Origin of the sequence: Acinetobacter sp. YH12128 (assembly GCF_013418655.1) — a bacterium.
GTDB lineage: Bacteria > Pseudomonadota > Gammaproteobacteria > Pseudomonadales > Moraxellaceae > Acinetobacter > Acinetobacter amyesii.
On record NZ_VPBO01000026.1, the window covers coordinates 1 to 22907 of the forward strand.

General features: G+C 41.0%; 23 protein-coding genes. 12 read left to right on the plus strand and 11 right to left on the minus strand.

The window, feature by feature from the left end:
• The first annotated feature begins 495 nt into the window (after positions 1 to 495).
• A protein-coding gene (locus FTU64_RS13245; RefSeq protein ID WP_180060022.1) for an IS4-like element ISAba33 family transposase occupies positions 496 to 1586 on the plus strand; the annotation gives its coding sequence in 2 pieces (ribosomal slippage) (positions 496 to 1036 and positions 1036 to 1586; 1092 coding nt in all).
• Between the two features lie 244 nt (positions 1587 to 1830).
• On the opposite strand, the gene FTU64_RS13250 is transcribed toward FTU64_RS13245, so the two are convergent.
• Entirely contained in the window at positions 1831 to 2103 is a 273-nt protein-coding gene (locus tag FTU64_RS13250; RefSeq protein ID WP_111886092.1) for a hypothetical protein, read from the minus strand.
• Positions 2104 to 2329: 226 nt separating this feature from the next.
• Between FTU64_RS13250 and FTU64_RS13255 the strand changes: the two genes are divergently transcribed.
• Positions 2330 to 2971, plus strand: a complete 642-nt coding sequence (locus FTU64_RS13255) for a YitT family protein (protein WP_180059997.1) — start codon at positions 2330 to 2332, stop codon at positions 2969 to 2971.
• A gap of 497 nt (positions 2972 to 3468) precedes the next feature.
• Here FTU64_RS13255 and tyrS read toward each other — a convergent pair whose 3' ends face one another.
• On the minus strand, positions 3469 to 4701 hold the full coding sequence (tyrS, locus tag FTU64_RS13260) for a tyrosine--tRNA ligase (RefSeq protein WP_171262600.1): 1233 nt from the start codon (positions 4699 to 4701) through the stop codon (positions 3469 to 3471).
• 63 nt (positions 4702 to 4764) lie between these two features.
• Here tyrS and FTU64_RS13265 point away from each other — a divergent pair, with 63 nt between their 5' ends.
• The gene (locus tag FTU64_RS13265; RefSeq protein WP_078189534.1) at positions 4765 to 5892 is read left to right on the plus strand and encodes an anhydro-N-acetylmuramic acid kinase; all 1128 of its coding nucleotides are present in this window, start codon (positions 4765 to 4767) and stop codon (positions 5890 to 5892) included.
• A 98-nt stretch (positions 5893 to 5990) separates the two neighbouring features.
• On the opposite strand, the gene FTU64_RS13270 is transcribed toward FTU64_RS13265, so the two are convergent.
• The 3 genes from FTU64_RS13270 to purE form a co-directional block, all read right to left on the minus strand.
• A complete protein-coding gene (locus FTU64_RS13270; RefSeq protein WP_180059999.1) occupies positions 5991 to 7277 on the minus strand; it encodes a lytic murein transglycosylase in 1287 nt (428 codons plus the stop codon).
• 731 nt (positions 7278 to 8008) lie between these two features.
• Positions 8009 to 9130 carry a 5-(carboxyamino)imidazole ribonucleotide synthase gene (locus FTU64_RS13275; protein ID WP_168379845.1) on the minus strand — a complete coding sequence of 374 codons (1122 nt, stop codon included), beginning with the start codon at positions 9128 to 9130 and terminating at the stop codon, positions 8009 to 8011.
• A gap of 16 nt (positions 9131 to 9146) precedes the next feature.
• Complete coding sequence (gene purE / locus FTU64_RS13280) at positions 9147 to 9659, minus strand: 5-(carboxyamino)imidazole ribonucleotide mutase (protein ID WP_180027345.1); 513 nt, start codon at positions 9657 to 9659, stop codon at positions 9147 to 9149.
• A 216-nt stretch (positions 9660 to 9875) separates the two neighbouring features.
• Here purE and FTU64_RS13285 point away from each other — a divergent pair, with 216 nt between their 5' ends.
• The gene (locus FTU64_RS13285; protein ID WP_257222261.1) at positions 9876 to 10220 is read left to right on the plus strand and encodes a hypothetical protein; all 345 of its coding nucleotides are present in this window, start codon (positions 9876 to 9878) and stop codon (positions 10218 to 10220) included.
• A gap of 129 nt (positions 10221 to 10349) precedes the next feature.
• On the opposite strand, the gene FTU64_RS13290 is transcribed toward FTU64_RS13285, so the two are convergent.
• Entirely contained in the window at positions 10350 to 10688 is a 339-nt protein-coding gene (locus tag FTU64_RS13290) for a DMT family protein (RefSeq protein ID WP_078189529.1), read from the minus strand.
• Positions 10689 to 10962: 274 nt separating this feature from the next.
• On the opposite strand from FTU64_RS13290, the gene mpl reads away from it, so the two are divergent.
• Positions 10963 to 12327 carry a UDP-N-acetylmuramate:L-alanyl-gamma-D-glutamyl-meso-diaminopimelate ligase gene (gene mpl, locus FTU64_RS13295; RefSeq protein WP_180060002.1) on the plus strand — a complete coding sequence of 455 codons (1365 nt, stop codon included), beginning with the start codon at positions 10963 to 10965 and terminating at the stop codon, positions 12325 to 12327.
• 47 nt (positions 12328 to 12374) lie between these two features.
• On the opposite strand, the gene FTU64_RS13300 is transcribed toward mpl, so the two are convergent.
• Together FTU64_RS13300 and FTU64_RS13305 are read right to left on the minus strand one after the other, a co-directional pair.
• On the minus strand, positions 12375 to 12659 hold the full coding sequence (locus FTU64_RS13300) for a GNAT family N-acetyltransferase (protein WP_180056027.1): 285 nt from the start codon (positions 12657 to 12659) through the stop codon (positions 12375 to 12377).
• A gap of 358 nt (positions 12660 to 13017) precedes the next feature.
• Positions 13018 to 13332, minus strand: a complete 315-nt coding sequence (locus tag FTU64_RS13305; protein ID WP_373886579.1) for a GNAT family N-acetyltransferase — start codon at positions 13330 to 13332, stop codon at positions 13018 to 13020.
• Positions 13333 to 13454: 122 nt separating this feature from the next.
• Here FTU64_RS13305 and FTU64_RS13310 point away from each other — a divergent pair, with 122 nt between their 5' ends.
• Together FTU64_RS13310 and FTU64_RS13315 are read left to right on the plus strand one after the other, a co-directional pair.
• The gene (locus FTU64_RS13310; RefSeq protein WP_180060004.1) at positions 13455 to 14648 is read left to right on the plus strand and encodes a sugar transporter; all 1194 of its coding nucleotides are present in this window, start codon (positions 13455 to 13457) and stop codon (positions 14646 to 14648) included.
• 302 nt (positions 14649 to 14950) lie between these two features.
• Positions 14951 to 15916 carry a TerC family protein gene (locus tag FTU64_RS13315; protein WP_180056029.1) on the plus strand — a complete coding sequence of 322 codons (966 nt, stop codon included), beginning with the start codon at positions 14951 to 14953 and terminating at the stop codon, positions 15914 to 15916.
• Between the two features lie 64 nt (positions 15917 to 15980).
• Here the strand turns inward: FTU64_RS13315 and FTU64_RS13320 are convergent, their stop codons facing one another.
• A complete protein-coding gene (locus FTU64_RS13320; RefSeq protein WP_257222262.1) occupies positions 15981 to 16553 on the minus strand; it encodes a nucleotidyltransferase family protein in 573 nt (190 codons plus the stop codon).
• Positions 16554 to 16825: 272 nt separating this feature from the next.
• Between FTU64_RS13320 and guaD the strand changes: the two genes are divergently transcribed.
• The 3 genes from guaD (at position 16826) to FTU64_RS13335 (ending at position 19333) form a co-directional block, all read left to right on the plus strand.
• Positions 16826 to 18142, plus strand: a complete 1317-nt coding sequence (gene guaD / locus FTU64_RS13325) for a guanine deaminase (RefSeq protein ID WP_180060008.1) — start codon at positions 16826 to 16828, stop codon at positions 18140 to 18142.
• 224 nt (positions 18143 to 18366) lie between these two features.
• Complete coding sequence (hpt, locus tag FTU64_RS13330) at positions 18367 to 18894, plus strand: hypoxanthine phosphoribosyltransferase (RefSeq protein WP_078189517.1); 528 nt, start codon at positions 18367 to 18369, stop codon at positions 18892 to 18894.
• A 181-nt stretch (positions 18895 to 19075) separates the two neighbouring features.
• Complete coding sequence (locus FTU64_RS13335; protein ID WP_078189516.1) at positions 19076 to 19333, plus strand: GlsB/YeaQ/YmgE family stress response membrane protein; 258 nt, start codon at positions 19076 to 19078, stop codon at positions 19331 to 19333.
• An 80-nt stretch (positions 19334 to 19413) separates the two neighbouring features.
• Here FTU64_RS13335 and FTU64_RS13340 read toward each other — a convergent pair whose 3' ends face one another.
• Both FTU64_RS13340 and dmeF read right to left on the minus strand, forming a co-directional pair.
• A complete protein-coding gene (locus FTU64_RS13340; RefSeq protein WP_180060024.1) occupies positions 19414 to 20112 on the minus strand; it encodes a DsbC family protein in 699 nt (232 codons plus the stop codon).
• A gap of 116 nt (positions 20113 to 20228) precedes the next feature.
• Positions 20229 to 21173 carry a CDF family Co(II)/Ni(II) efflux transporter DmeF gene (gene dmeF, locus FTU64_RS13345; RefSeq protein ID WP_180060010.1) on the minus strand — a complete coding sequence of 315 codons (945 nt, stop codon included), beginning with the start codon at positions 21171 to 21173 and terminating at the stop codon, positions 20229 to 20231.
• Positions 21174 to 21229: 56 nt separating this feature from the next.
• Here dmeF and FTU64_RS13350 point away from each other — a divergent pair, with 56 nt between their 5' ends.
• Together FTU64_RS13350 and FTU64_RS13355 are read left to right on the plus strand one after the other, a co-directional pair.
• Positions 21230 to 21496 carry a metal/formaldehyde-sensitive transcriptional repressor gene (locus tag FTU64_RS13350; RefSeq protein ID WP_180036055.1) on the plus strand — a complete coding sequence of 89 codons (267 nt, stop codon included), beginning with the start codon at positions 21230 to 21232 and terminating at the stop codon, positions 21494 to 21496.
• Positions 21497 to 21611: 115 nt separating this feature from the next.
• On the plus strand, positions 21612 to 22793 hold the full coding sequence (locus tag FTU64_RS13355) for an MFS transporter (protein ID WP_257222263.1): 1182 nt from the start codon (positions 21612 to 21614) through the stop codon (positions 22791 to 22793).
• Positions 22794 to 22907: the final 114 nt, after the last annotated feature.

Below are 22907 nucleotides of genomic sequence, written 5' to 3' on the forward strand. Positions count from 1 at the left end.
CAGCGTTCAATCTGAGCCATGATCAAACTCTTCAGTTTAAAATCAATAGTACATATAGTGTACCAATCTTGGCTCATCAATTACTGACAAAAATTTGCTCAAATAAACTTCGAGTAATTTCTACCATTAATCAATGAAAATAATTTCGATCGATCAACCAGTAAAAATCCACACAAGTTGTTCTTCATAATCTCTTAATGATCTTTCTAACATCTCATCAATGCTAGAAGCCGGACTTCGATAAACTTAACAACTCAACGCTTCGCGTTTTGTTCGTTTCCGTCTATCTCGTCGGTATGGGGTGCATTCTAGAGCATTTCAGAATCATTGCAACCCCCAATTCACTATATTTTTCACGTATGTATTTTTTATAAGCGTTTTTGCTAAAAAAATTGCACTTTTACCTATTTTTTAAGCATTTTTTCTTTGTACACGACAAAAAAAGATAACTCATTGAAATAATGGCATAGTACTTGTTTTCTGACGACGAATATGATGACACATTTCAATGAGTTACATCTCATCTTAAACAAATATCTAAAGTGGAACAAGTCACATGCAAAATGTTTTACACTGATTATGCTTGCATTAATTGTAAAACAGACATGTAATCTTTCTTCTGCATCTAAAGCCTTACCCATCAAGTGCTTACCACAATCATTTTACCGACGTATACAACGCTTCTTTGCAGATCAGTATTTCGATTATCGTCAAATTTCTCAGTTAATTTTCAATATATTTTCATTCGATAAAGTCCAATTAACTTTGGATAGAACTAATTGGAAATGGGGAAAACGAGATATTAATATCTTGATGTTAGCCATCGTCTATCGTGGAATAGCGATACCTATTGTTTGGACATTGCTCAATAAACGTGGAAATTCAGATACAAAAGAGCGTATTGCTTTGATTCAACGCTTTATCTCCATTTTTGGTAAAGATCGTATTGTGAATGTGTTTGCAGACAGAGAATTTATCGGTGAGAAATGGTTTACATGGTTAATTGAAAATGACATTAACTTCTGTATACGTGTTAAAAAAACTTTATTGTGACCAATTACTTAGCCAAGAATCATAAAATTAGTGATTTATTTCGTCATCTTCAAGTTGGTCAAACTGAATGTCGTAAACGACGTATTTGGGTTGGTCGAGTGAAACTGTATATTAGTGCGCTACGATTAGAAGATGGAGAACTTTTACTTGTTGTTTCTCCTATGTTTAATGCTTCTGCTATTCGTGATTATGCATTACGCTGGGAAATCGAAACGTTATTTAGTTGTCTCAAAGGACGTGAATTCAATCTTGAAAATACTCGTTTAACAGACCCTAGACGAGTCAAGAAATTGATAGCAGTGCTAGCTATCGGTTTCTGTTGGTGCTATTTAACAGGTGAATGGCAACATGATCGGAAAAAAGCGATAAAAATAAAGAAGCATGGACGACTTTCAGTAAGTTTATTTCGCTACGGTTTGGACTATGTTCAAATGGCTATTCTACGTTTGATTGGTTTTGGAAAAAAAGAAGAATTTAAGAAAGTGCTAGCAATTTTAAGAAAGAAAAAGCCTGATAGGACAAGGATCCTATGAAATTTGTCGTGTACAGAGGCATTTTTTATAAATTTTTAGCAAATAGTCGATATTTAATTAAGTAAATTTCTTATATCTAGCAAATCTTTTTCAGCGCTTTTAAATCTAATAAAAGTAGCTTTGATTATTTATTGATCATTAATCTACTTTTCTTCCTCAAAGCACATCATTTTTTTCTGTCATCACACCGATTCAAGCTTTATAGACATTTTTTTGCGTGCATTTTTATATTTCCAAGCATTTTTTAACGTTCAAATGCTAAATGTTGCATGACTTCCAAGATGACTTGTTGCTTTCCACGGAAATCCTCGGCAGAAAATAGCAGCTTGGCACGTCGAGGGAGTTGTTCTCGTACCAATGCAAATAGTTGGTACTGTGCTGCGATATCCAAATCATGTAATTGTTGCTGCGCCTCACAAAATAATGCTCGCTTATACTGTGTGGTTTGGTGATCAAATAAATATCTCAAGATTCGATCAATCTGTTCATCATGATTATCGGTATTGTAATACGCCATGTTGTTGCTCTTTTTTGATTTTTGACCATTGTTCCATAAGGCCTGTTTTTGCAAAAATCATTTTAATTACATGCTTAGTCATTTTTGCTGATAAAAAATACAGCCTATTTTATTTGAATAATCACTATTAACGATCACAGTCATAAAAAGCCACTATTTTTGGGCTTTAGACGCATAGAGCGCAGGCTGCGTTTTAAGTAGACTCTTTTTATTTTTTAGGTGCAGGATGCCGACACAGTTTTTTCCACGCTTATTCTTACTATTAAGCGGATTAGGATTATTAGCTTTTGGTGTCGTACTCTCTATACATTCAAATTTAGGGACATCCCCTATTTCTTCGGTGCCCTACAGCTTTAGCTATATCTTTCCACTCACCGTCGGCACATTAACAATATTAATGCACATCGTCATGATTCTGCTGCAAATGCTGATCTTAAAATCACGCTTTCAGTGGATACAGTGGTTGCAATTACCTGTGGGAATTTTATTTGGTGCATTTATTGACGGTTTAATGTGGCTGACCCAAGGCTGGAGCCTAGAAAGTTACCCACTTCAACTCCTGGCTTGCTTGGCAAGTTGCCTGATCACTGCTTTAGGTGTGAGCTTAGTGGTCAAAGCCAGTCTAGTCCTCTTGGCCGCAGAAGGCCTCTATCAAGCTATTGCTGTTCGTTATCACCTTGATTTTGGCAACTGTAAAACCTATGGCGACATCCTCTTGGTCAGTATTGCAGTTATCAGTAGCGGGCTAGTCTTACATCAAGTCATCGGAGTCCGTGAAGGCACCATTATTACCGCACTTTTAGTCGGGACTTTAGTCAAGCGGATCTTACCTAAATTAAGCTTCATTCAATTTGGCTCTAAGCCCTAAAACAAAATTCCATGAACATCGGTCTTAGTAGAGAGACATTTTAAAGCTCGATTGAATCGGGCTTTTTTTCTGGCTCGATTAAAATCTTTAATACAGAAATGAATGTGATTTTTGAAAGGAATAGCTCAATTTTACAAATAAAAAAGGGAAAGATCTCTCCCAAAATCTTTCCCTTAGAATTGAATCTTTAGTCGATCCATCGTGTAGTTATTATAGTTATTTGTTAACTCACTAAAAAAAGAGTCCCTTGGGGAAGAGACTTATAAAAAGTGGAGTTATGATTATGTACCCTCTAGATGGTATATATATCTCTCTAGATGAATAAATCTTATACATAAAATTCGAGAAATGCAACACATTTGGCAAAATTTAAGTGTTGTTTTTATAAGGTTTTTTTTGAATTTGCTTATTTATATTATTAATATATTAATTGGTAAAAAAAAGCAGGCCGAAGCCTGCTTTTAATTCAATAACTTAACTAAAAATTCAAGAATTTATTAGTCGGTAAAAGTTACTTTTGCGATCGCTTTTTTGCTCGCTTGGATAATCAAAGTTTTGTTTTCTGACACAGCATAACCTGCATCAACCACTTCCCAATCCACTTTCACCGCGCCACGACCAATTGCATCTTTTGCTTGAGCTGCATTTTTAGTCAAACCCGCTTCACGCAAAATAGAAGTAATGAAAATCTCACCACCAAATGCGCCACGAGAAATCGTCACTTCTGGTGTACCTTCTGGAAGTTCACCTTCAGTAATCAAGTTACCTGCGCCTTTGTGCGCATTTGCTGCAGCTTCTGCGCCATGGAAACGCTCAACCAATTCAAGTGCAAGAATTTTCTTCACTTCTTGTGGGTTACGGCCTTCAGCCACTTCTTTGAGCAACTGTTGAATTTCTTCAATCGATTTAAAGCTCAATAAGTCAAAGTAACGTTCGATCAAATCATCTGGCATTGACAGCACTTTTTGGTACATCGCACCCGGTGCATCAAAGACTGCAATATAGTTACCCAAAGATTTAGACATTTTATTTACGCCGTCTAAACCTTCAAGAATTGGCACAGTAATGCACACTTGAGATTCTTGGTCATAACGGCTTTGTAATGTACGACCCATCAGCAAGTTAAAGGTTTGGTCTGTACCCCCCAACTCTACATCCGCTTCTAGTGCAACTGAGTCATAACCTTGTACCAATGGATATAAAAACTCGTGAATCGCAATCGGTTGATGACTGTTATAACGTTTAGTGAAGTCATCACGTTCCAACATACGTGCCACAGTTTGCTGTGAAGCCAACTGAATCAAGTCAGCAGCAGTTTTTTGACCAAACCACTCTGAGTTAAACACAACTTTAGTTTTCGCAGGGTCAAGAATCTTAAATACTTGTTCTTGATACGTTTTAGCATTTTCTAAAACTTTTTCACGAGACAACGGCGGACGCGTAGCGCTCTTACCCGTTGGGTCACCGATCATGGCTGTATAGTCACCAATCAGGAAGTAAACTTCATGACCTAAATCTTGGAAAACTTTTAATTTATTAATCAGAACCGTATGACCTAAATGTAAATCAGGTGCAGTCGGGTCAAAACCCGCTTTAATTTTTAATGGGCGATTCTGCTTTAATTTCTTAAGAAGATCTTCTTCAGAAATAATCTCATGTGTGCCTCGTTGAATGAGGGCAAGTTGTTCTTCAGCCGGCAGGAAATTTGACATCACAAAATCCAAATAGATCAGTTATACAATTTGTGCGATATACTAACACTTTTTCAGCACATTGCAGGCTTAAGAATCATCATGACAGCGATCTACATTGGGGTAATGACCGGCACAAGCATGGATGGTGTCGATATTGTTGCTGCTTCTTTTGATCCTTTAGAGATTCATGCGACGCTCACACTTCCCTTTGACCCAGACCTTCGTGATGAACTAATGGCTCTCACCTTGCCTGATGACAACGAAATTGATCGTATGGGTAAGGCAGACGTTGCTTTAGCTCAAATGATCGGTCATGGCATCAATGAGTTGATCGAGAAGAATCAGCTAGATCGTAGTCAAATCAAGGCGATTGGCTCACATGGACAAACCATTCGCCACCGCCCTGAACATGGTTTTACCCTGCAAATTGGCGACCCAAACATTATCACCGAACTCACTAAAATCCCGGTGATTTCAGACTTCCGCCGCCGTGATATGGCTGCAGGCGGTCAAGGCGCACCTTTAGTTCCTGCGTTTCATCAAGCGCTTTTCCAACATGATACTATTCACCGTGTGATTTTAAACTTGGGCGGAATTGCCAATGTCAGCATGTTACCTGCAGGCAAACCTGAAGATGTCTATGGCTTTGATACAGGCCCTGCCAACATTTTAATGGATGCTTGGTGCGAACGTTATACTGGTCAGCCCTATGATGAAAATGGCAACTGGGCAGCTTATGGTCAGCCTATTCGCAGCCTGCTCGACCGCTTACAAGCGCATGAGTTTTTCTCTAAGGAACCGCCAAAAAGTACAGGTCGTGAAGACTTCAATCTAGAATGGTTAGATGAACAGATTCTCGATTGGCGTGGAGATCTCGAATATGACGAACTCGAAGATACGCCAGAAAACATTCAAGCAACCTTAATGAAACTCACCACACGTGCCATTAAAAAAGCCATTTACCGTTCTGATATGGATACCGGTGAAGTCTATGTCTGTGGTGGTGGTGCATATAATTCACACCTTTTAGAACAACTGCGCTGGCGTCTACGTAAACATGAATGGACGGTGCAAAGTACCGCAGATTTAGGCTTAAGCCCAACATGGGTGGAAGCGACGGCCTTTGCTTGGTTGGCGATGCGCTTTGTCAATCAGCTTAGTGCAAATTTACCAAGTGTGACGGGTGCTGCTGGCTATCGTATCTTAGGTACAATCACTGCGGTTTAAGAGTCAAAAACATATAAAAAAGGTCTGCAATTGCAGACCTTTTTTATATAGACAAGCTTTTATATAGATTAACTACTATATAAAAGCATAGCTCAAACTTAATTCATCATTGCCTTGGCATGTTCATTACGGAAAGCCTGTAAAATCTGCTGTCCCGCCCGACCTGTTGGGCTTAAACCCAGTCGATTTTGCTCTTGTCGAATGGCTTGACGGGTTTTATCTCCAATTAATCCATCCACTTTACCAATGTCATAGCCACGGTTAAGTAAAAATTGTTGAATCTCACGTCGTTCCGCACGTGAAGTCCCAGGATCATCGGTTGGCCATGTCGTACTAAAGCCACCCTTGCCTTGCAAGCGATCGGATAAATGCGCAATCGCTAATGCATAACTCTCTGCGGCATTGTAGCTATAGATTGCATCGAAATTTTTAAACACCAAGAACACAGGCCCACTTGCCCCAGCCGGTGCCATTAAACCTGCTTGGCTCGATCTAGAAAGGTTACCTTGTATTAACGGTGTACCATCGGCACGCTGCAAACCACGATTCATCCAGCTATCTAATGACTTTTTATTACGGCGACTTTCACCACTGATCGACATTCCTTCGGGAATTTTTACTTCAAAACCCCACGGTTGACCAGTTTTCCAACCACGCTTTTTCAGGAAGTTAGCCGTAGATGCCAAAGCATCCGTGGTGCTCGATACCAAATCACGGCGGCCATCACCATCAAAATCGACGGCCAGTTCTTCATAAGTGCTCGGCATAAATTGGGTATGACCAAATGCACCTGCCCACGAACCTTTCAATTGTGATTCATTTAAATCACCACGCTGCAAAATCCGCATGGCTGCAAAAAACTCGCCACGGAAATAGCTTTGACGGCGTCCTTCACAACTTAAAGTGCCCAATGACTGTAATAACGGATAGCTACCCGCAATATCACCAAAATTACTCTCCACACCCCAAACCGCAACCACGGTTTCAGCAGGTACACCATAAGCCGCTGCGACACGGTTTAAAACATCACGATGCTGCGCCAATTTCTGCCGACCCAGTTGTACACGCTCTTCATCCACCAGTCCTGACAAATAGTCCCAAATCGGTGTTGAAAACTCAGGCTGATAGTTGAGCTTTTCAATCACAGAATAATCTGGTGTTAAATTTTGTGTATAGCGATCATAAGTGGACGCACTCACACCAGCATTCATTGCTTGCGAGCGCAAATTAGCTAAGCAGCCTTGAAAGTTATTTTGTGGTGAAATGCTGCTCGTTGCAGGCATGCTCGACGCATTGACAGACTGACCATTAATAATCAACTCGGCATTTGCCTGAGTTATTGCCAAAAAAGCAGTCCCGAAAACAAATCCTAAGTGATGCTTCATACCCTTGATCTTTTTTTGAATTTAAATTGTTGCTTTAACAATAGCAGCTCAAAGCAAAAGTTAAAGGTTCAAAACGTAAATTTAAATTCATAATTTCTACTTATTTAAATTCATTTTTGAAATTTGAATTCAAAAGCAGTTATCCACAACCCAGTTTTAAATTCACTACAAACCAAACAGCGGTTTAAATTTAAATTCAAAACTTTTAAATTTAAAAATAAACTGCATGTAGAAAAAGTTATCCACAAATTCAAAATAGCGTGATAATTCATTTTTATTTTTAATAATCAAAATATTATAGATTTTAAAAGCACTTTCTACAGATCCAATAAGTCTGATCAACTTTTAAATTCAAATTTTTTAAATTTAAACACAGCGAAATGAATTCATTTTTTGAAATTTAAATTCATAAACTTTGAATTCATTGTTTTTGGCATAGGATTTTTTGAATTCAAATTCATAGTTTAAATTTAAAAACACAGTTTGAATTCAAAACGCATTAGTTATTTTTGATTTTGATTCACATACATCGCAGGCCATTGATACAGAAAAAACCATACGAAGATTAGCGCAGAATATTTATAAACGAACGAACACTTTATGATCAATAGTTTCTTATCGTTTCACCGATAAACGGTGTGATTTTGCAAAGAGGCGCAATGATGCCCGAACTACAGCAATAAAAAAAGCGGCCATGTGCATGACCGCTTTTTTATCATTCAAACTCAGGTTTAAATGGTCATATCTTCGCTAAGTGCCAATGGATTCGGCAAAATTTTCGCCAAAGCACGACATAAAGCTGTTAATTCAGCGGTATCGTTCGGCATTAAAGTGATGTGACCAATTTTGCGACCTTCACGCTCTGTTTTGTTATACAGATGCAAATGCGCGCCATTCAGTGCCAATACATCTTCAGATTTCGGATGTTGACCAATGATGTTTACCATGACCGTTGGACGAACAACTTCAGTCGAACCCAAAGGTAGACCTGCTACAGCACGAATGTGGTTTTCAAACTGTGAACACACTGCGCCTTCAATCGACCAATGCCCAGAGTTATGCACACGTGGCGCCATCTCATTGGCATATAAGCCTTTATCTGTCACAAACAGCTCTAGCGTCAAAACACCGACATAATTCAAATGATTGAGCAGGCGAGTAATGTAGTCTTGCGCAACTGGTTGTAAGTCTGCGCTGTTTGGCGCAGGCACAATCGAATGCGACAAAATGCCGTTGTGGTGGTGGTTTTCCGCCAATGGCCATGTTTTCACATCACCGTCTTGACCACGCACCGCAATAATTGAGACTTCACGTGAGAAGGTTACAAAGCTTTCCGCAATCAATTCACCAGCAGGGCCCAGTTCAGCCCATGCTTGATCCATTTGCTCAGCGCTACGTAGCACGAATTGGCCTTTACCATCATAACCGCCACGCGATGTTTTCAGTACGATGGGTAAACCCAGCTCAGCAACAGCGGCTTCCAAACTCTCTAAAGACGTCACAGCCTTATAGGGTGCAACTGGAATAGCTAATTCATCAAACAAGGCTTTTTCAGACAAACGATGCTGTGCAATCGCTAAAGCTTGACGCGGCGGGTGCAGTGCTTTGTTCTTGGTCAACACATCAACATCTGCTAACGGGGTATTTTCAAACTCTAAGCTGAAAACATCTGCACTCTGAATGAAATCTTGCAAGCCATTTTCAGCTTGGGTCGAAATCACTGGACCTAGGGCTGCAGAAGGGCAGTCGGTACTCGCTTCAAAGAAGGTGCATTGAATGTTTAAAGGTAATGCCGCTTGCGCCATCATACGACCAAGCTGGCCACCACCAAAAATACCAATGGTTTTATCCATGAGAAATGCCCCTTAATTAAGCTTGACCCGGAATATTTTTACTCGCCACTTTATCGGTTTGCGCAGCGCGGAAATCTGCAACATTTTTTGCGATATCAGGACGCGTTAAACCTAAAATTTGTGCCGCCATGATCGCTGCATTGGTTGCACCCGCTGGGCCAATCGCCAAAGTACCAACTGCAATACCTGCTGGCATTTGCACGATAGACAGCAATGAATCCACGCCGTTTAAAATCGATGATTTTACCGGTACACCAAGTACAGGCAGGTCAGTCTTCGCTGCGCACATGCCTGGCAAATGTGCAGCACCGCCAGCACCGGCAATAATCACTTGAATACCACGATCACGTGCGGTTTCGGCATATTCGAATAATCGATCTGGAGTTCGGTGTGCAGATACTACTTCCGCTTCAAATGGGACGCCAAGCTGTTTGAGCATATTGGCAGTGTTTTCTAGCGTTGCCCAATCCGATTGAGAACCCATGATAATTCCAACGAGAGGAGTGTCTTGTGAAGCGGCCGCATTCATTGCAATGTTTCCAGAGATTAAAGTAAGAGAGAGTAAATCTCGACTAGAGCCAAGCTTTAATAAGAGCCCCGTATTATAGACTGAAAATTCATCTCAATAAAATTTAACGGTTGTCTTTAAAGAGAAAACTCCATAATATTTTGATGAAAATATTTTTATTTTTTTCAATTTTATAAAAACTTTTATTAAATCAATATTTATAACAACACTTTAAATATGAAACAGATGTTTATCCTGCTCACTCTAGCCCTAAGCTCTCAAAGTTTTGCCCAACTCGTTCAACTCAATACGAACCAATTTGTGAAAGAATTTAACCTTTTACAGCAACAAAAAGACTATAACGGCCAAATTAAGAGTAATGGCTACATCCACGAAAAATTTTTAGTCACCGGAAAATCGATCATTGATGAACGTGAGTCGTTCAAAATGACAGGCTATTACAAAGCAGATGATGGCCGTGATAACATGTATTCAATTTCAGAATATCGTGTGTATTGTGATGACCAAAGCTTTGGTTTTGCACTCATGGACTTTGAAGCAGACGGTCAAAGACTGTACTAACCAATGAGAGTGATTATACCTTTGACTATGAAGATCCCACTCCACGAGACCGTGAGTTTAGTAAAGTCCTCAAAAATGCCTGCAAACACGCCTCACTTAAATGATCAGAGCCATGCAGCATTGGATCAGTTAAGCACTGCGAAACACGAAATAGACACATCCAAAAAGGCATAAACCTGCCCACAAATAGTCCAACTTAAAGGGTTGTTTAAAAAGGAAAATCATAAATGGAACGAAGACCAATAGCGTCACGACTTCTTGTGTGATTTTCATTTGACCCAAAGACCACCCATGTTTGGCCAACAGTCGCGTTGCTGGGATCATAAAACTATATTCGAGTAATGCTATAGCCCATCCAAATAAAATCGCTTGCCAGAGCGGCGCATCATGTAGAAATTTCAGATGTCCATACCAGGCCAAAGTCATAAAACAGTTGGAGATAATCAATAAAAATAGGGCAAGTGACATAAGCAATCAAGATCGCAAAAAATTGCGCTTATTGTACGTTTTTCATCACAATTTCGCGCCTATTTTCCGTGTTTTTATCCTCAAGAAAATTGCGTACATTTGATCAGTTACGTGCTCAATCTTTTTGCACGATCTCATACAAAAAAATCTATCTTTTCGCTAAGACCCTTGCTATGGTTGCTCTCAAATGAAATTAACCTTTTCAACCAAATCTATAATGACAACACCACAATAACAAAGTGATGTGTCGATAAAAGCAGTGGAGTTAGAACGAATGCATCTGCATATCTTGGGTATTTGTGGCACCTTTATGGGTTCATTGGCGCTCTTGGCGCGTGATTTAGGACATAAGGTGACGGGTTCAGACCAAAACGTTTACCCACCAATGTCTACCCAATTGGAAAATGCAGGCATTACCTTAATGCAAGGCTATGACCGTAGCCACCTTCAACCACACCCAGATCTCGTGATTGTCGGCAATGCCATGAAACGTGGCATTGATGCAGTGGAATACATGCTGAACGAAGGCCTACCTTATATTTCTGGCCCACAGTTCCTTGCAGACCACGTCCTACAAGGCAAACATGTCTTAGGCGTTGCAGGCACGCATGGTAAAACCACAACCACAACCATGTTGGCATGGGTGCTCGATCAAGCGGGTTTAAACCCAGGTTTCTTGATTGGCGGAGTACCTTTAGGCTTTAGTGAAAGCGCACGTTTAGGCGGTGGTGAATATTTCTGTGTAGAAGCCGATGAATATGATTCGGCATTTTTCGACAAACGTTCTAAGTTTGTGCATTACCATCCTAAAACAGCGATTTTAAATAACCTTGAATTTGATCATGCCGACATCTTCGATGACTTGGCTGCGATTCAAAAGCAATTCCATCATCTAGTGCGTACTATTCCAAGTGAAGGCCGTATCATTGCGCCCATCACTGAAACAAATATTGATGAAGTCTTGGAAATGGGCTGCTGGACACCTGTGGTGCGTACATCTTTAGATTCCAATGACAAATCTGAATTGTATGCAGAACAATTGTCTGCTGACGGTTCACATTTCAAAGTGCTACAGCATGGTGTCGTGAAAGGCGAAGTCAAATGGAATATGACTGGGCAACACAGTGTAGCCAATGCTTTGGCAACCATTGCTGCGGCTGAACATGTCGGTGTTTCGATTGAAACGGCGTGTGAAGCGCTTTCAAACTTTGGTGGTGTAAAACGTCGTATGGAGCTTTTGGGCACAGTACGTGGCGTTGAAGTGTATGACGACTTTGCACATCACCCAACGGCGATTGATACCACGTTAGAAGGTGCGCGTAAGCGTCTAGGTCAACGTAAGCTTTGGGCGGTGATTGAGCCACGTTCTAATACCATGCGCATGGGTAGTCATAAAGATGGCCTTGCACATTCTGCACGCTTAGCGGATGAAGTGATTTGGTATCAACCTGAAGGTTTAGATTGGGATCTACAGCCTGTGATTGAAGCTGCTGCGAATAAAGCTGTCGTGGCGCGTTCACTGGATGACATCATTCAAACCATCGTAAGCGAGGCAGGCGAGGGCGATGCTGTGGTGATTATGTCGAATGGCGGTTTTGGTGGGTTACATCAGAAATTGATCAGTGCATTAAAAGCCTAAATCAACTGGATAAAATGAAAGAAGCCCGCGAAGCGGGCTTCTTTTGTTTATGCAGCAACATCCATAAAACTTTTTTCTCGACGAAACATCACGTCTACATAAGAACAGGTTGGAATAATTTTTAAGTGTTTCTCACGAGCGAACTCCACCAAATGATCCAATAACACACGAGCAACCCCTTGCCCACGTAAGGAATCATCTACCCACGTGTGATTTGCCACAATAGTGTGTTCATCACGCCATAAGTAACTCATTTCTGCGAGGCGTATACCCTCAGCATTTAACTGAAAAAATTCACCTTTTTGACCGTTATCTTGATGTTGCATAGTCACTGTTTTTTCTTCCTTTTTATGAAAAAATACACCGTGTAACAAACGAGAAAGTGATCGGTACAGAACTTAAACGACCTATATTCAACTGTAGGTGATAATAAATCCGTACACCTTTCACATTAATTAAAAAACAATTAAATCACACTTGCCGGATATTTTTATTATGGACCTTTATCTTGTCGCCATCTTTGTATTACTCATTGCTGCAGCATGCTTGGTTGTATCGCTGTATAAATCACGATCTTAATTCAATTTCACAATTAGATTTCAAATAAAAGAACAGCCTGATCGCAATACGATCAGGCTGTTTTTATTTATCCAAATGATTAATCTACATCACGCTATACAATTTAGCGTATTAGCGTAGAACATCACGAATCGATTCATCTTTATCAAATACAGATTTTGCAAAAGGGCAGAGCGGAATAATTTTCACGTTCTTTTCCCGAGCAAAATTCACTGCTGCATCGAGGAGATGTCGTCCAACACCTTGTCCTCGCAAGCTGTCACTGACATCGGTATGATCAATAATAAATTTATCATCGCCTGCCCATGAGTAAGTCATCTCTGCCAAACGTTCCCCATCTTGCTCAACAAAAAAAGCCCCTTTTTTTTGATCATCATCTTGTTGTACAAACATTTTAAATTTCCTCCATTTTTTATAAATTGGCATGTAATGCAGGTCAACTCTGTTGTTTTTGTATTAATTTAAACCGCATGTACAGGGCTTAAATCGGTTCCTGCTTGTGTATACAGCATAGTAAAATATGCCACTTTTTTTATTTGAAGACACTCATGTCTGCCTCTCCCTCCGAAACGGCTTCTTCTGGCTCTTGGACAGCTGTGATTGCTTTGGCTTTCGCAGCATTTATTTTTAATACCACTGAATTTGTACCTGTCGCGTTGCTCAGCGATATTGGCAAAACCTTTAGCTTAGCCGCAACCGATGTCGGTATCATGATTACGCTGTATGCATGGGTGGTTGCGCCGATTTCTTTGCCGATCATGTTATTGACCAAAAATATTGAACGTCGCTCGCTCCTGATTTGTTTATTTATAGTGTTTATTATCAGCCATGTTCTGTCGTATTTCGCATGGAGCTTTAATACCTTATTGCTCAGTCGAATCGGCATTGCCTTCTCACATGCACTTTTTTGGTCAATTACTGCATCGCTGGCGGTTCGTGTTGCACCGAAAGGCAAAGAATTTCAAGCCTTGGGGCTTTTGGCCACAGGCACGGCTTTGGCGATGGTTCTCGGTATTCCGTTTGGGCGTATGGTTGGAGAAGTCTATGGTTGGCGAAATACCTTTGCTCTGATTGGCATTGGCGCCAGTATCGTTTGCCTGATTTTAGCCAAAACGCTGCCAATACTGCCGAGTTTGAACTCAGGTTCGCTGAGCAGCCTAAAACAGTTTATTCGCCGTCCAAGCTTAATAATGGTCTTTGCATTAACCATTATCGTAATTAGCGCGCAATTTACCGCATATAGCTATATCGAACCGTTCTCACTCAACATTGCTGCATTCAGTTCCATGCAAACTACCACGTTGTTATTAATCTTTGGTGCTGCAGGCTTTCTGGGATCTTATCTCTTTGGGAAATTTGGTGGGAAATATCCTAAAGTTGCAATTCCTTTGAGTACAGCCACACTGGCTTTATCCATGCTGCTGTTGCTTCCTGTTTCTTTGAGTTTTGCAGGTGTGAGTGCGGTGTGCTTATTGTGGGGCATGAGTATCATTGGATTTAGTCTCGCATTACAGTCAAAGACGCTGCATCTCGCATCCGATGCCACAGATGTCGCCATGGCTATCTATTCAGGACTTTATAATGTCGGCATTGGCGGTGGCGCACTCTTGGGCGGCATGGTCAGCGTACATTTCGGTTTGAGCTATATTGGCGTGATCGGAGGAATCATCGCGGTGATCGGCACACTTTTAGCCTTAGCGTTGGTACAACGTGGTGATTTTAATCCTCCCATGGCACATTAAATGAATTCGCAAATTGCTGATTGCACTTTGAACTAAAAACTGTCATGCTTTGCCGCATATTTGGACAGTGTCCAAAACAAAATTTGAACAAGGGGAGTAGCCTCCTCCAAACGTAAACCTTGTTTTACGTGTCAGAATATCGTCATTACACTTTGCAAAAAGTCGGTATCTGAGCATCGCTGCTGAAAATCATTACAGTACGATGTAGGCAAGACCTTGATCATGTTGTCTCAGGCGTTTTATTTCGTCTGGCAACTGGTCGAGGTTTTTTTATGGCTGGTTGTTAGATGTGGAGAATACACATGGAAACGATTGGCTCATTATGGCTATATCTGGCATTTTTCGGTTTAGTCACCATCATGCTACTCATCGACTTTTTAGGCTTTAAAAATAACAAAGGCCAAGAAATCAAAGTCAAAACCGCTGCCTATTGGAGTATTGCATGGGTCTCTGTGGCTACCTTATTCGGTGGTGCACTGTGGCTCTACTTACAGCAAACCGCTGGTGTTGCTGTTGCAAACACCAAAGTCATGGAATATTTCGCTGGTTATCTGCTCGAAAAATCACTCGCAATTGATAACGTTTTTGTCTGGCTCATGATCTTTGCTGCCTTTGCCATTCCACCTGCTTTGCAGCGTAAACTGTTGCTCTACGGTGTCCTCGGCGCAATTGTACTGCGTACCATCTTTATTTTTATTGGGGCATGGTTCGTTCAAGAATTCTCTTGGGTGCTGTACTTCTTCGGTGCGTTCTTGGTGTATACCGGCTTTAAATTCCTTAAGGGTTCAGACGAAGACGACAAAGATATCAAAGATATGGCGATTTTGAAGTGGCTACGTAAACACATGCGTATTACCCCTCAAATGCATGAAGATAAATTCTTCGTTCGTCAAAATGGTGTCTTGTGGGCAACGCCGCTCTTTTTAGTGTTGATCTTGGTTGAAGCATCGGACGTGATTTTTGCAGTTGACTCAATCCCAGCAATCTTTGCGGTTACCTCTGACCCATTCATCGTACTGACGGCAAACTTGATGGCGATTTTGGGTCTACGTGCCATGTTCTTCCTCTTGTCTGGTGCTGCATCGAAAATGCATTACTTGCCGTATGGTCTGGGCATTATCCTGGTGTTTATTGGCGCTAAGATGCTGTTGCTCGATGTGTTCCACATGCCAATTTGGATTTCACTCGGCTTTATTGTGGTGACCTTAACCATCACTGCGTGGTTATCGATCCGACACAGCAAGAAGTACCATGAAACCACGCTTTAAAACACTTAGATGATTAAAAGCCTTCTTTCGAGAAGGCTTTTTTATTCTGCAACGAAAACTTGGACTAAGCTTCAGGCGTCATCAAGAGTTTGAGTTTCGCCCAGCGCTGTAAAAATTGTTTTTGCTGCACACGCTGCAAAAAAGTCGCCTGACTGACTAAGCGTGGGTTCCAGCGGACATTTAACTCAAATAAATCATCTAAGCCCAAAGGAGCAATCAGCTGTATTTGCTGTTGATCATCCAATTTAACAGCGATGGCAGTAGCAGTTTCTGGCCACAACGATAGGGCATGCTCAATCGACTTGAGCGCCTGTATCGGCTCACCATTTTCCAAGCGATACCACTGGTGTACTGTCGCTTGGTTGGTGACATCCCAATGAATGTGAGGAAAATCCAACTGCATCTGCTGTTGAATTCTTTGACCCTGTGTTCCATCATCATGTTCCGCATAATAAATCACATCCACTTCTGTGCCTTCCAGTGCATAGTGTTGTTGATGTCGCTGTGACCAAATCAAATTACGAACTACGCCTGCAGCCAAATAAGCCTGTGTATCTATGGCATACAGGGCATGTAAAATCTGCATGATGCCTTGATGCTGAAGCAGGTTATGCTTTAATTGGTCTGAATAGCTCATGTTCACTAAAGGGTTCATTATCGTTTTTTAAAGGGCGCTCTTGAGATCAATATAGCAAGCGTTGCGACTCATGGTCTTTATTCATTCATCGATGCAATGTATACAGCTCAATGCTTTTGTATTATTCAAATCAAATACAATGAACAAAAAAACAGAATCACTCATAAACAGCTGTTCTATTTTTTAGAACACATTTTCACAATTACTCTAACGGTATTTTGAACCAAATTGGGCTACAATCAACCGAAAAAATTCTAAACTGCAGGTATGTCATGTCTTCTGTTATCGCATCTACAGCGATCCGTGGTCGCTTTCTAGATATTCAGAATACAGTTGCCCAAGCACGTGAAATTCACGACCAAGTGCGCTATTTCGAAGATGGTTTGCTGATTACGCAAGCCGGAAAAATTCAATGGTTCGGTCCATGGTCTGAGGGACAACACCATCTCCCAGATCAGGTTGACGTACAGCATTATCCAGATCAATTGATTGTTCCGGGTTTCATCGACACCCACATCCATTATCCACAAACGGAAATGATGGGGGCTTATGGTGAACAACTGCTGGAATGGCTTGATACTTATACCTTCCCAACCGAAATCCAATTTGAAGATCCGGCTTATGCAGAGCAAATTGCACAGTTCTTCGTAAACGAGTTACTCAAAAACGGAACCACAACAGCCTTGGTTTTTTGTACCGTTCATCCACAATCAGTCGATGCTTTATTTAAGGCTGCAGAACAGCATCAGATGCGCTTAATTGCCGGTAAAGTGATGATGGATCGACATGCACCTGAAGCATTATGTGACACTGCAGAGAGTGGCTATAACGACTCCAAAGCACTCATCGAAAAGTGGCATGGCAAGGGCCGTAACCTTTATGCCATCACGCCTCGCTTTGCCCCAACCTCAACGCCTGAACAATTGGCACGGGCAGGGGAGCTAAAAGCCGAGTATCCTGATGTTTATGTACATACGCATTTGAGTGAAAATAAAAATGAAATTGCGTGGGTCAAATCATTATTCCCTGAGCAAAACGGCTATTTAGACGTTTATCATCATTATGGTCTGACCGGATCACGTTCCGTGTTTGCACACTGTGTGCATTTGGAAGATGCTGAATGGGACTGTATGCATCAGACCAACTCTGCCATTGCGTTTTGTCCAACCTCGAATTTGTTCTTAGGCAGTGGTTTATTTCCATTAAAGAAAACATGGGAAAAACAGGTGAAAGTCGGCTTAGGCACAGACATTGGTGCAGGCACCTCATTTAACCAACTACAAACCATCAATGAAGCCTACAAAGTTCAACAACTTCAAGGCGATAAACTATCCGCATTTGAAGCGCTGTACCATGCCACTTTAGGTGGAGCAAAAGCCTTAGATCTAGAGGACAAACTTGGAAACTTTGATTTGGGCAAAGAAGCAGATTTTGTGGTGCTCGATTTAAAAGCCACTGCGCTACAAGCCCTACGTCAACAACATACCAAAAATCTGGAAGATGCTTTATTTGCCCTCATGCTGATGGGTGATGATCGTAATATCCATGCCACCTATGTGTTTGGACAATGTGCGTATGTCAAAGCATAAAACGGCTCGACCGAGACGAAAAACAGCGTTGAAAATTGGACTGATTGCCGTCGCTTGTTTGTGCTTACTCAAGCGTGACAGCACTTCCAAGAAAAACTGATTACATTTTCAACGGCAAAAAAGATGCATCTGCGAGCCAGATGTATTAAAATTGGTTCATCTTTAGAGGTGTTGCAAGTCAACACCTTTTTTATTTTTTGATTTGCTTTTTTAGGTATCTACCCATGTCTGTTCAAATGAGCGTACTGATTTCCACTGAAGAAATTCAAGCTAAAGTGAAAGAGCTTGGCGCAAAAATTGATGCACACTATGCTAACAGCGACAAAGAGTTGGTGTTAATCGGTCTTTTACGCGGTTCTGTTATTTTTATGGCTGACCTTTGCCGCGCAATTTCAAAACCGCATGAACTCGACTTCATGACCGTTTCAAGTTATGGCGGTGGGACCGTATCTACTCGTGATGTAAAAATCTTAAAAGATTTAGACGGAGACATTAAGGATAAAGATGTCTTAGTGGTTGAAGATATTATCGATTCAGGAAATACCTTAAGCAAAGTTTTAGAAATTTTACAGACGCGTAATCCAAACTCAATCGAGCTTTGTACTTTGGTCAGCAAGCCTTCACGTCGTGAAATTGACCTCGATGTAAAATTTTTAGGTTTTGAAGTCGAAGATAAATTTATCGTGGGTTATGGTTTGGACTATGATCAAAAATATCGTCATATTCCATTTATTGGCGAAATTGGTCTCTAAGCCAGATCAGATACTTAAGAGTGGCCGAAGGCCACTTTTTTTTTTATTTTTTGGGCTATTTTTGAACAAAAAAACAACAGTTTTTTGCATGTTTAGGCTATAGCTCTGCGCAGTTTTGATTAAAGATAAAGATTGAACAAGTCGTAAAAAACAAATACATGATAACAAAAGGAGAGTTACTATGTGGTCACTCATTGTTGCGATTGTTGTTGGTTTTATTGCTGGTTTAATTGCACGTGCGATCCATCCTGGAGATGACAAAGCCGGTTTCATCATGACCACCATTCTCGGGATTGCAGGTTCCTTACTTGCGACCTATGGCGGACGTTTATTAGGTTTGTATGGAGAAAATTCTGCCGCTGGATTTATCGCTTCCGTCATTGGTGCGATCATCGTGTTGTTTATCTATAACCTTGTAACGAAAAAAACCCGCGTCTAATTTTTATAGCGCCATTAAAATACCCGCCTGTAGACGGGTATTTTTTTTATTTATATTTTATTCATACCGTACAACTGAAATTATTTGATCTCTTTTAACATCGATTCTAATTCAGCAGCAGGGTAAGCACCGGTTAAGATCGAACCGTTGGCAAAGACGATTCCCGGTGTACCACTTAGTTTTAAGCTTTTTGCTAATTTTAAATTTCGATCAATCGGGTTTGCACAGCTTTTCGCTGACTTCGGTTGAATTCCCTTATTGATTAAATTATCCCAGGCCATAGCAGGGTTTGACTCACAAAAAATCTGCTTCGATGGCGCCAACGACTGCGGTTTTATGGCTGTGACAAAAGTATAAATGGTCACATCATTGAGTTTTGCCAGTTCTACTTCAAGCTTCTTACAATATGGGCAATTGGGGTCAGAAAAGATCGCGATTTGGCGCTTCCCATTCCCCCTGACTGTTTTAATCGCATCTTGTAATGGGAGTTTATTCCACTCAGTTTTTTGCTGACTGAGGACCAATTGTTTGGTCAGATTCTTTTGATCTTTTAAACGGATCATAGAACCTGCGATCACATAATCCGCATTTTCACTCAAATACAAAACTTGATCTTCAACAAAACCGCTATATATGCCCGGCATTTCGGTACTTTGAATATTTTCAATTTTTAAACTGGGGTGCTTTTCTGCCAAGAGCTTTTGAACCTGTGCTGCATCTGCCAAAGCAAAAGTCGAAAGGGTGGTACTCAACGCCAACGCACATATTTTTTTCAACATAGACCGAACAACTTCAACATTTAATTGATTCAGCATTCTAAGCCTTAACACGTGAAAGTCTTGGGCATTTTTCAGTTCATTACGCAATAGCTACATGCCGTTTCACGTGGAACATATTAAGCTGCATCAGGTGAATTAATTTCAACAGACACATGTACAATTTCTTCATGAATCGACAGCGCTTGACGCACTTCATCTGCACTCAATGCCTGACTTGTTTCTAAAGCCACAATACATGAAAACTGACCTTTACCCACTTTCCATACATGTAAATCAGTTACATCGACGTCGACAGGTAATTGCATTAAAATCTCTCGAATCTCATCAACGACAGGATGATCCATTTCTGCGTCCAGTAATGTTTGTCCTGTTTCTTTCATCAGCCCAATGGCCCACTTACCAACAAGTACCGCACCAACAATCCCCAATAGCGCATCTAAAAATCCCCAGCCCATCCATTTTCCAGCAAATAAAGCCACAATCGCCAACACCGAAGTCACCGCATCAGCAACCACATGCATGAAGGCTGCTTTCTGATTGAGGTCGTGATGATGATCATGCTGCTCTTCATGGCTATGCTGGTGATGGTGATGGTGATGGTGATGGTGATGGTCATCATGCAATAACCAAGCACAGATTAAATTCACCACCAGACCTAAAATCGCAATAGGGATTGCTTCGTTATAATGAATTTGGACCGGGTTGAATAAGCGTTCCACCGAATGAAAAGCCATAAATACAGCAACGACCATCAATAATATCGCGCTGCTATAGCCCGCTAAAATTTCAATTTTCCAAGTTCCAAAGCTAAAACGAGCGTCTTTGGCATAGTGGCGTGCCGCACGATAGGCAAAATAGGCCAAGCCTAATGCCAACATATGTGAACTCATATGCCAGCCATCTGCCAATAATGCCATCGAATTAAAAATCCATCCGCCAATGACTTCTAACAACATCATGACTGCCGTTAAAATGGTGGCAATTAAGATCCGTTTTTGTGCGAGTGGATTACCTTCATCAAATTGATGATGATGAATTCGGATGGATGGGGAAGTTTTCATTAGGTTCTATGCTTAAATATACTCCCCCATAGTATATTTATTTTCGGGAGAAAGTGTTGAGTTATTTACATCAGGACAAAAAGATTTTAAATCGGGTTAAACGTCTACAAGGTCAGGTCAATGCGGTTGAACTGGCTTTACAGCAACCCGAAGCAGGGTGTATCGAGGTTTTACAACAGGTTGCGGCCATCAAAGGTGCTGTAAATGGATTAATGAATGAACTCATCGAAGCACATTTACGCCATCATGTATTGCCTCAAGATGTTGAAATCAATGAAGCAGAACTGGAAGATTTTGTAAAACTGCTTAAACGCTATGGATAACGTTACAACTGTGATTTGACCATGGAAAACAATCGGCATTAAACTGAGTCCATATATTCTTCTTTCTCATACAGCACAATATTGACCCTATTGACTGTACCTCTGCGACTTTAAAATGACCACATCTCCCTCTTGGCGACCGTTTATCATGGTGAGCCTTGCACTCTGTATGGGCACTATTGGTACAGCGCTAGCTAGTCCTCTGTATCCCATTTATCAGCAACTTTGGGGACTGCTGCCGAGTCATATCACCTATATCTTTGTTGCCTACATGTTTGGTTGCCTAGCGACCTTGCTGTTTTTAGGTCGTGCCAGTAACAGTTTTGGTTTTTTAAGAACCCTGCAAATCGGTATGGCGTGCATCATCTTAGGTTTAAGCTTGTCGGTGTTTGCCAGTAATGCGCTGTGGTTATCTATCGGGCGCTTTATTATCGGCATTGCCTCGGGTTTAATCAGCACCTCAGCCATGCTTGGTCTAGTCTATACCATCCCTGAACAGCATAAAAATAATGCACCGCAGCTGAGTTCAATCATTACCGTGATTGGTTTTGGACTTGGCCCATTTATTGGTGGGGTGATTGCCCAATTTTCGGAACAGCCTTTAGTCACCCCTTATATCCCTGTGATCTTTGGGGGTTTGGCGTGTCTAATAGGGTTATTTTTTATTCGCACACCGAATTTTGAGCCACAGCCTTTTTCAGTGGCACCACATTTGGAATTGCCTGAAAAGCGTGATCATTCACGATTTTATATCGCCGGACTAACTGCCTTTTGTGCCTTTGGCTCTTTTAGCTTATTTGCATCACTCGCACCCTCTTTCGTCAAAGATGCAATCCCATGGCATGGCCCTTTGGTCAGTGGTAGTGCCATTGCAAGTATCTTGCTGGTTTCCGCTGTCGTGCAATTTATGGCGAAATCGATTCCTTCTGCAAAATGTGTCAATGCCGGCTTAATGGTATTAATACTGAGCTATGCGCTCCTTGCGCTATGTATGACCCAACACTGGAGTGCATTGTTTTTTATTAGCGATATTCTAGTCGGTGTAGGGCATGGCCTGGGGCTTTTAGGCGCATTTGGCTTAGTTCATCAAATGACCAACAATCAAAACCGTGCTGCGGTGATCTCGACCTATTTATTTATTGGATATCTAGGCACCATTATTCCAATTATTGCAGCCGGCTATTTATCTGATCATTTTGGTTTAATCACAGGGGTACTGGGCTTTTGTATTGGTGTCGGCTTGCTGTGTTTATATTTACTGTATCAAAATTTATCGATGAAGAAATTTACAGTATGAAACCCTTAGATACGATTAATTTTCTTCTCTATACATCCATGCCTGTTCAGGAGGAATTTCATCTATTTGATCCTGAATGTAAAAAATCAAATTTTTAGTTTTTGATATTGCGGT

Bases quoted from the DNA above. Each gene is read 5' to 3' on its own strand.
- FTU64_RS13275 (WP_168379845.1), bottom strand. From the start codon at position 9,130: ATGGATAAAACCATTGGTATTTTTGGTGGTGGCCAGCTTGGTCGTATG.
- hpt (WP_078189517.1), top strand. From the start codon at position 18,367: ATGTCTGTTCAAATGAGCGTACTGATTTCCACTGAAGAAATTCAAGCT.
- dmeF (WP_180060010.1), bottom strand. From the start codon at position 21,173: ATGAAAACTTCCCCATCCATCCGAATTCATCATCATCAATTTGATGAA.
- mpl (WP_180060002.1), top strand. From the start codon at position 10,963: ATGCATCTGCATATCTTGGGTATTTGTGGCACCTTTATGGGTTCATTG.
- FTU64_RS13265 (WP_078189534.1), top strand. From the start codon at position 4,765: ATGACAGCGATCTACATTGGGGTAATGACCGGCACAAGCATGGATGGT.
- FTU64_RS13355 (WP_257222263.1), top strand. From the start codon at position 21,612: ATGACCACATCTCCCTCTTGGCGACCGTTTATCATGGTGAGCCTTGCA.
- FTU64_RS13255 (WP_180059997.1), top strand. From the start codon at position 2,330: ATGCCGACACAGTTTTTTCCACGCTTATTCTTACTATTAAGCGGATTA.
- purE (WP_180027345.1), bottom strand. From the start codon at position 9,659: ATGAATGCGGCCGCTTCACAAGACACTCCTCTCGTTGGAATTATCATG.
- FTU64_RS13290 (WP_078189529.1), bottom strand. From the start codon at position 10,688: ATGTCACTTGCCCTATTTTTATTGATTATCTCCAACTGTTTTATGACT.
- FTU64_RS13305 (WP_373886579.1), bottom strand. From the start codon at position 13,332: ATGCCAATTTATAAAAAATGGAGGAAATTTAAAATGTTTGTACAACAA.
- FTU64_RS13250 (WP_111886092.1), bottom strand. From the start codon at position 2,103: ATGGCGTATTACAATACCGATAATCATGATGAACAGATTGATCGAATC.
- FTU64_RS13335 (WP_078189516.1), top strand. From the start codon at position 19,076: ATGTGGTCACTCATTGTTGCGATTGTTGTTGGTTTTATTGCTGGTTTA.
- FTU64_RS13340 (WP_180060024.1), bottom strand. From the start codon at position 20,112: ATGTTGAAAAAAATATGTGCGTTGGCGTTGAGTACCACCCTTTCGACT.
- FTU64_RS13315 (WP_180056029.1), top strand. From the start codon at position 14,951: ATGGAAACGATTGGCTCATTATGGCTATATCTGGCATTTTTCGGTTTA.
- FTU64_RS13285 (WP_257222261.1), top strand. From the start codon at position 9,876: ATGAAACAGATGTTTATCCTGCTCACTCTAGCCCTAAGCTCTCAAAGT.
- guaD (WP_180060008.1), top strand. From the start codon at position 16,826: ATGTCTTCTGTTATCGCATCTACAGCGATCCGTGGTCGCTTTCTAGAT.
- FTU64_RS13310 (WP_180060004.1), top strand. From the start codon at position 13,455: ATGTCTGCCTCTCCCTCCGAAACGGCTTCTTCTGGCTCTTGGACAGCT.
- FTU64_RS13270 (WP_180059999.1), bottom strand. From the start codon at position 7,277: ATGAAGCATCACTTAGGATTTGTTTTCGGGACTGCTTTTTTGGCAATA.
- FTU64_RS13320 (WP_257222262.1), bottom strand. From the start codon at position 16,553: ATGAGCTATTCAGACCAATTAAAGCATAACCTGCTTCAGCATCAAGGC.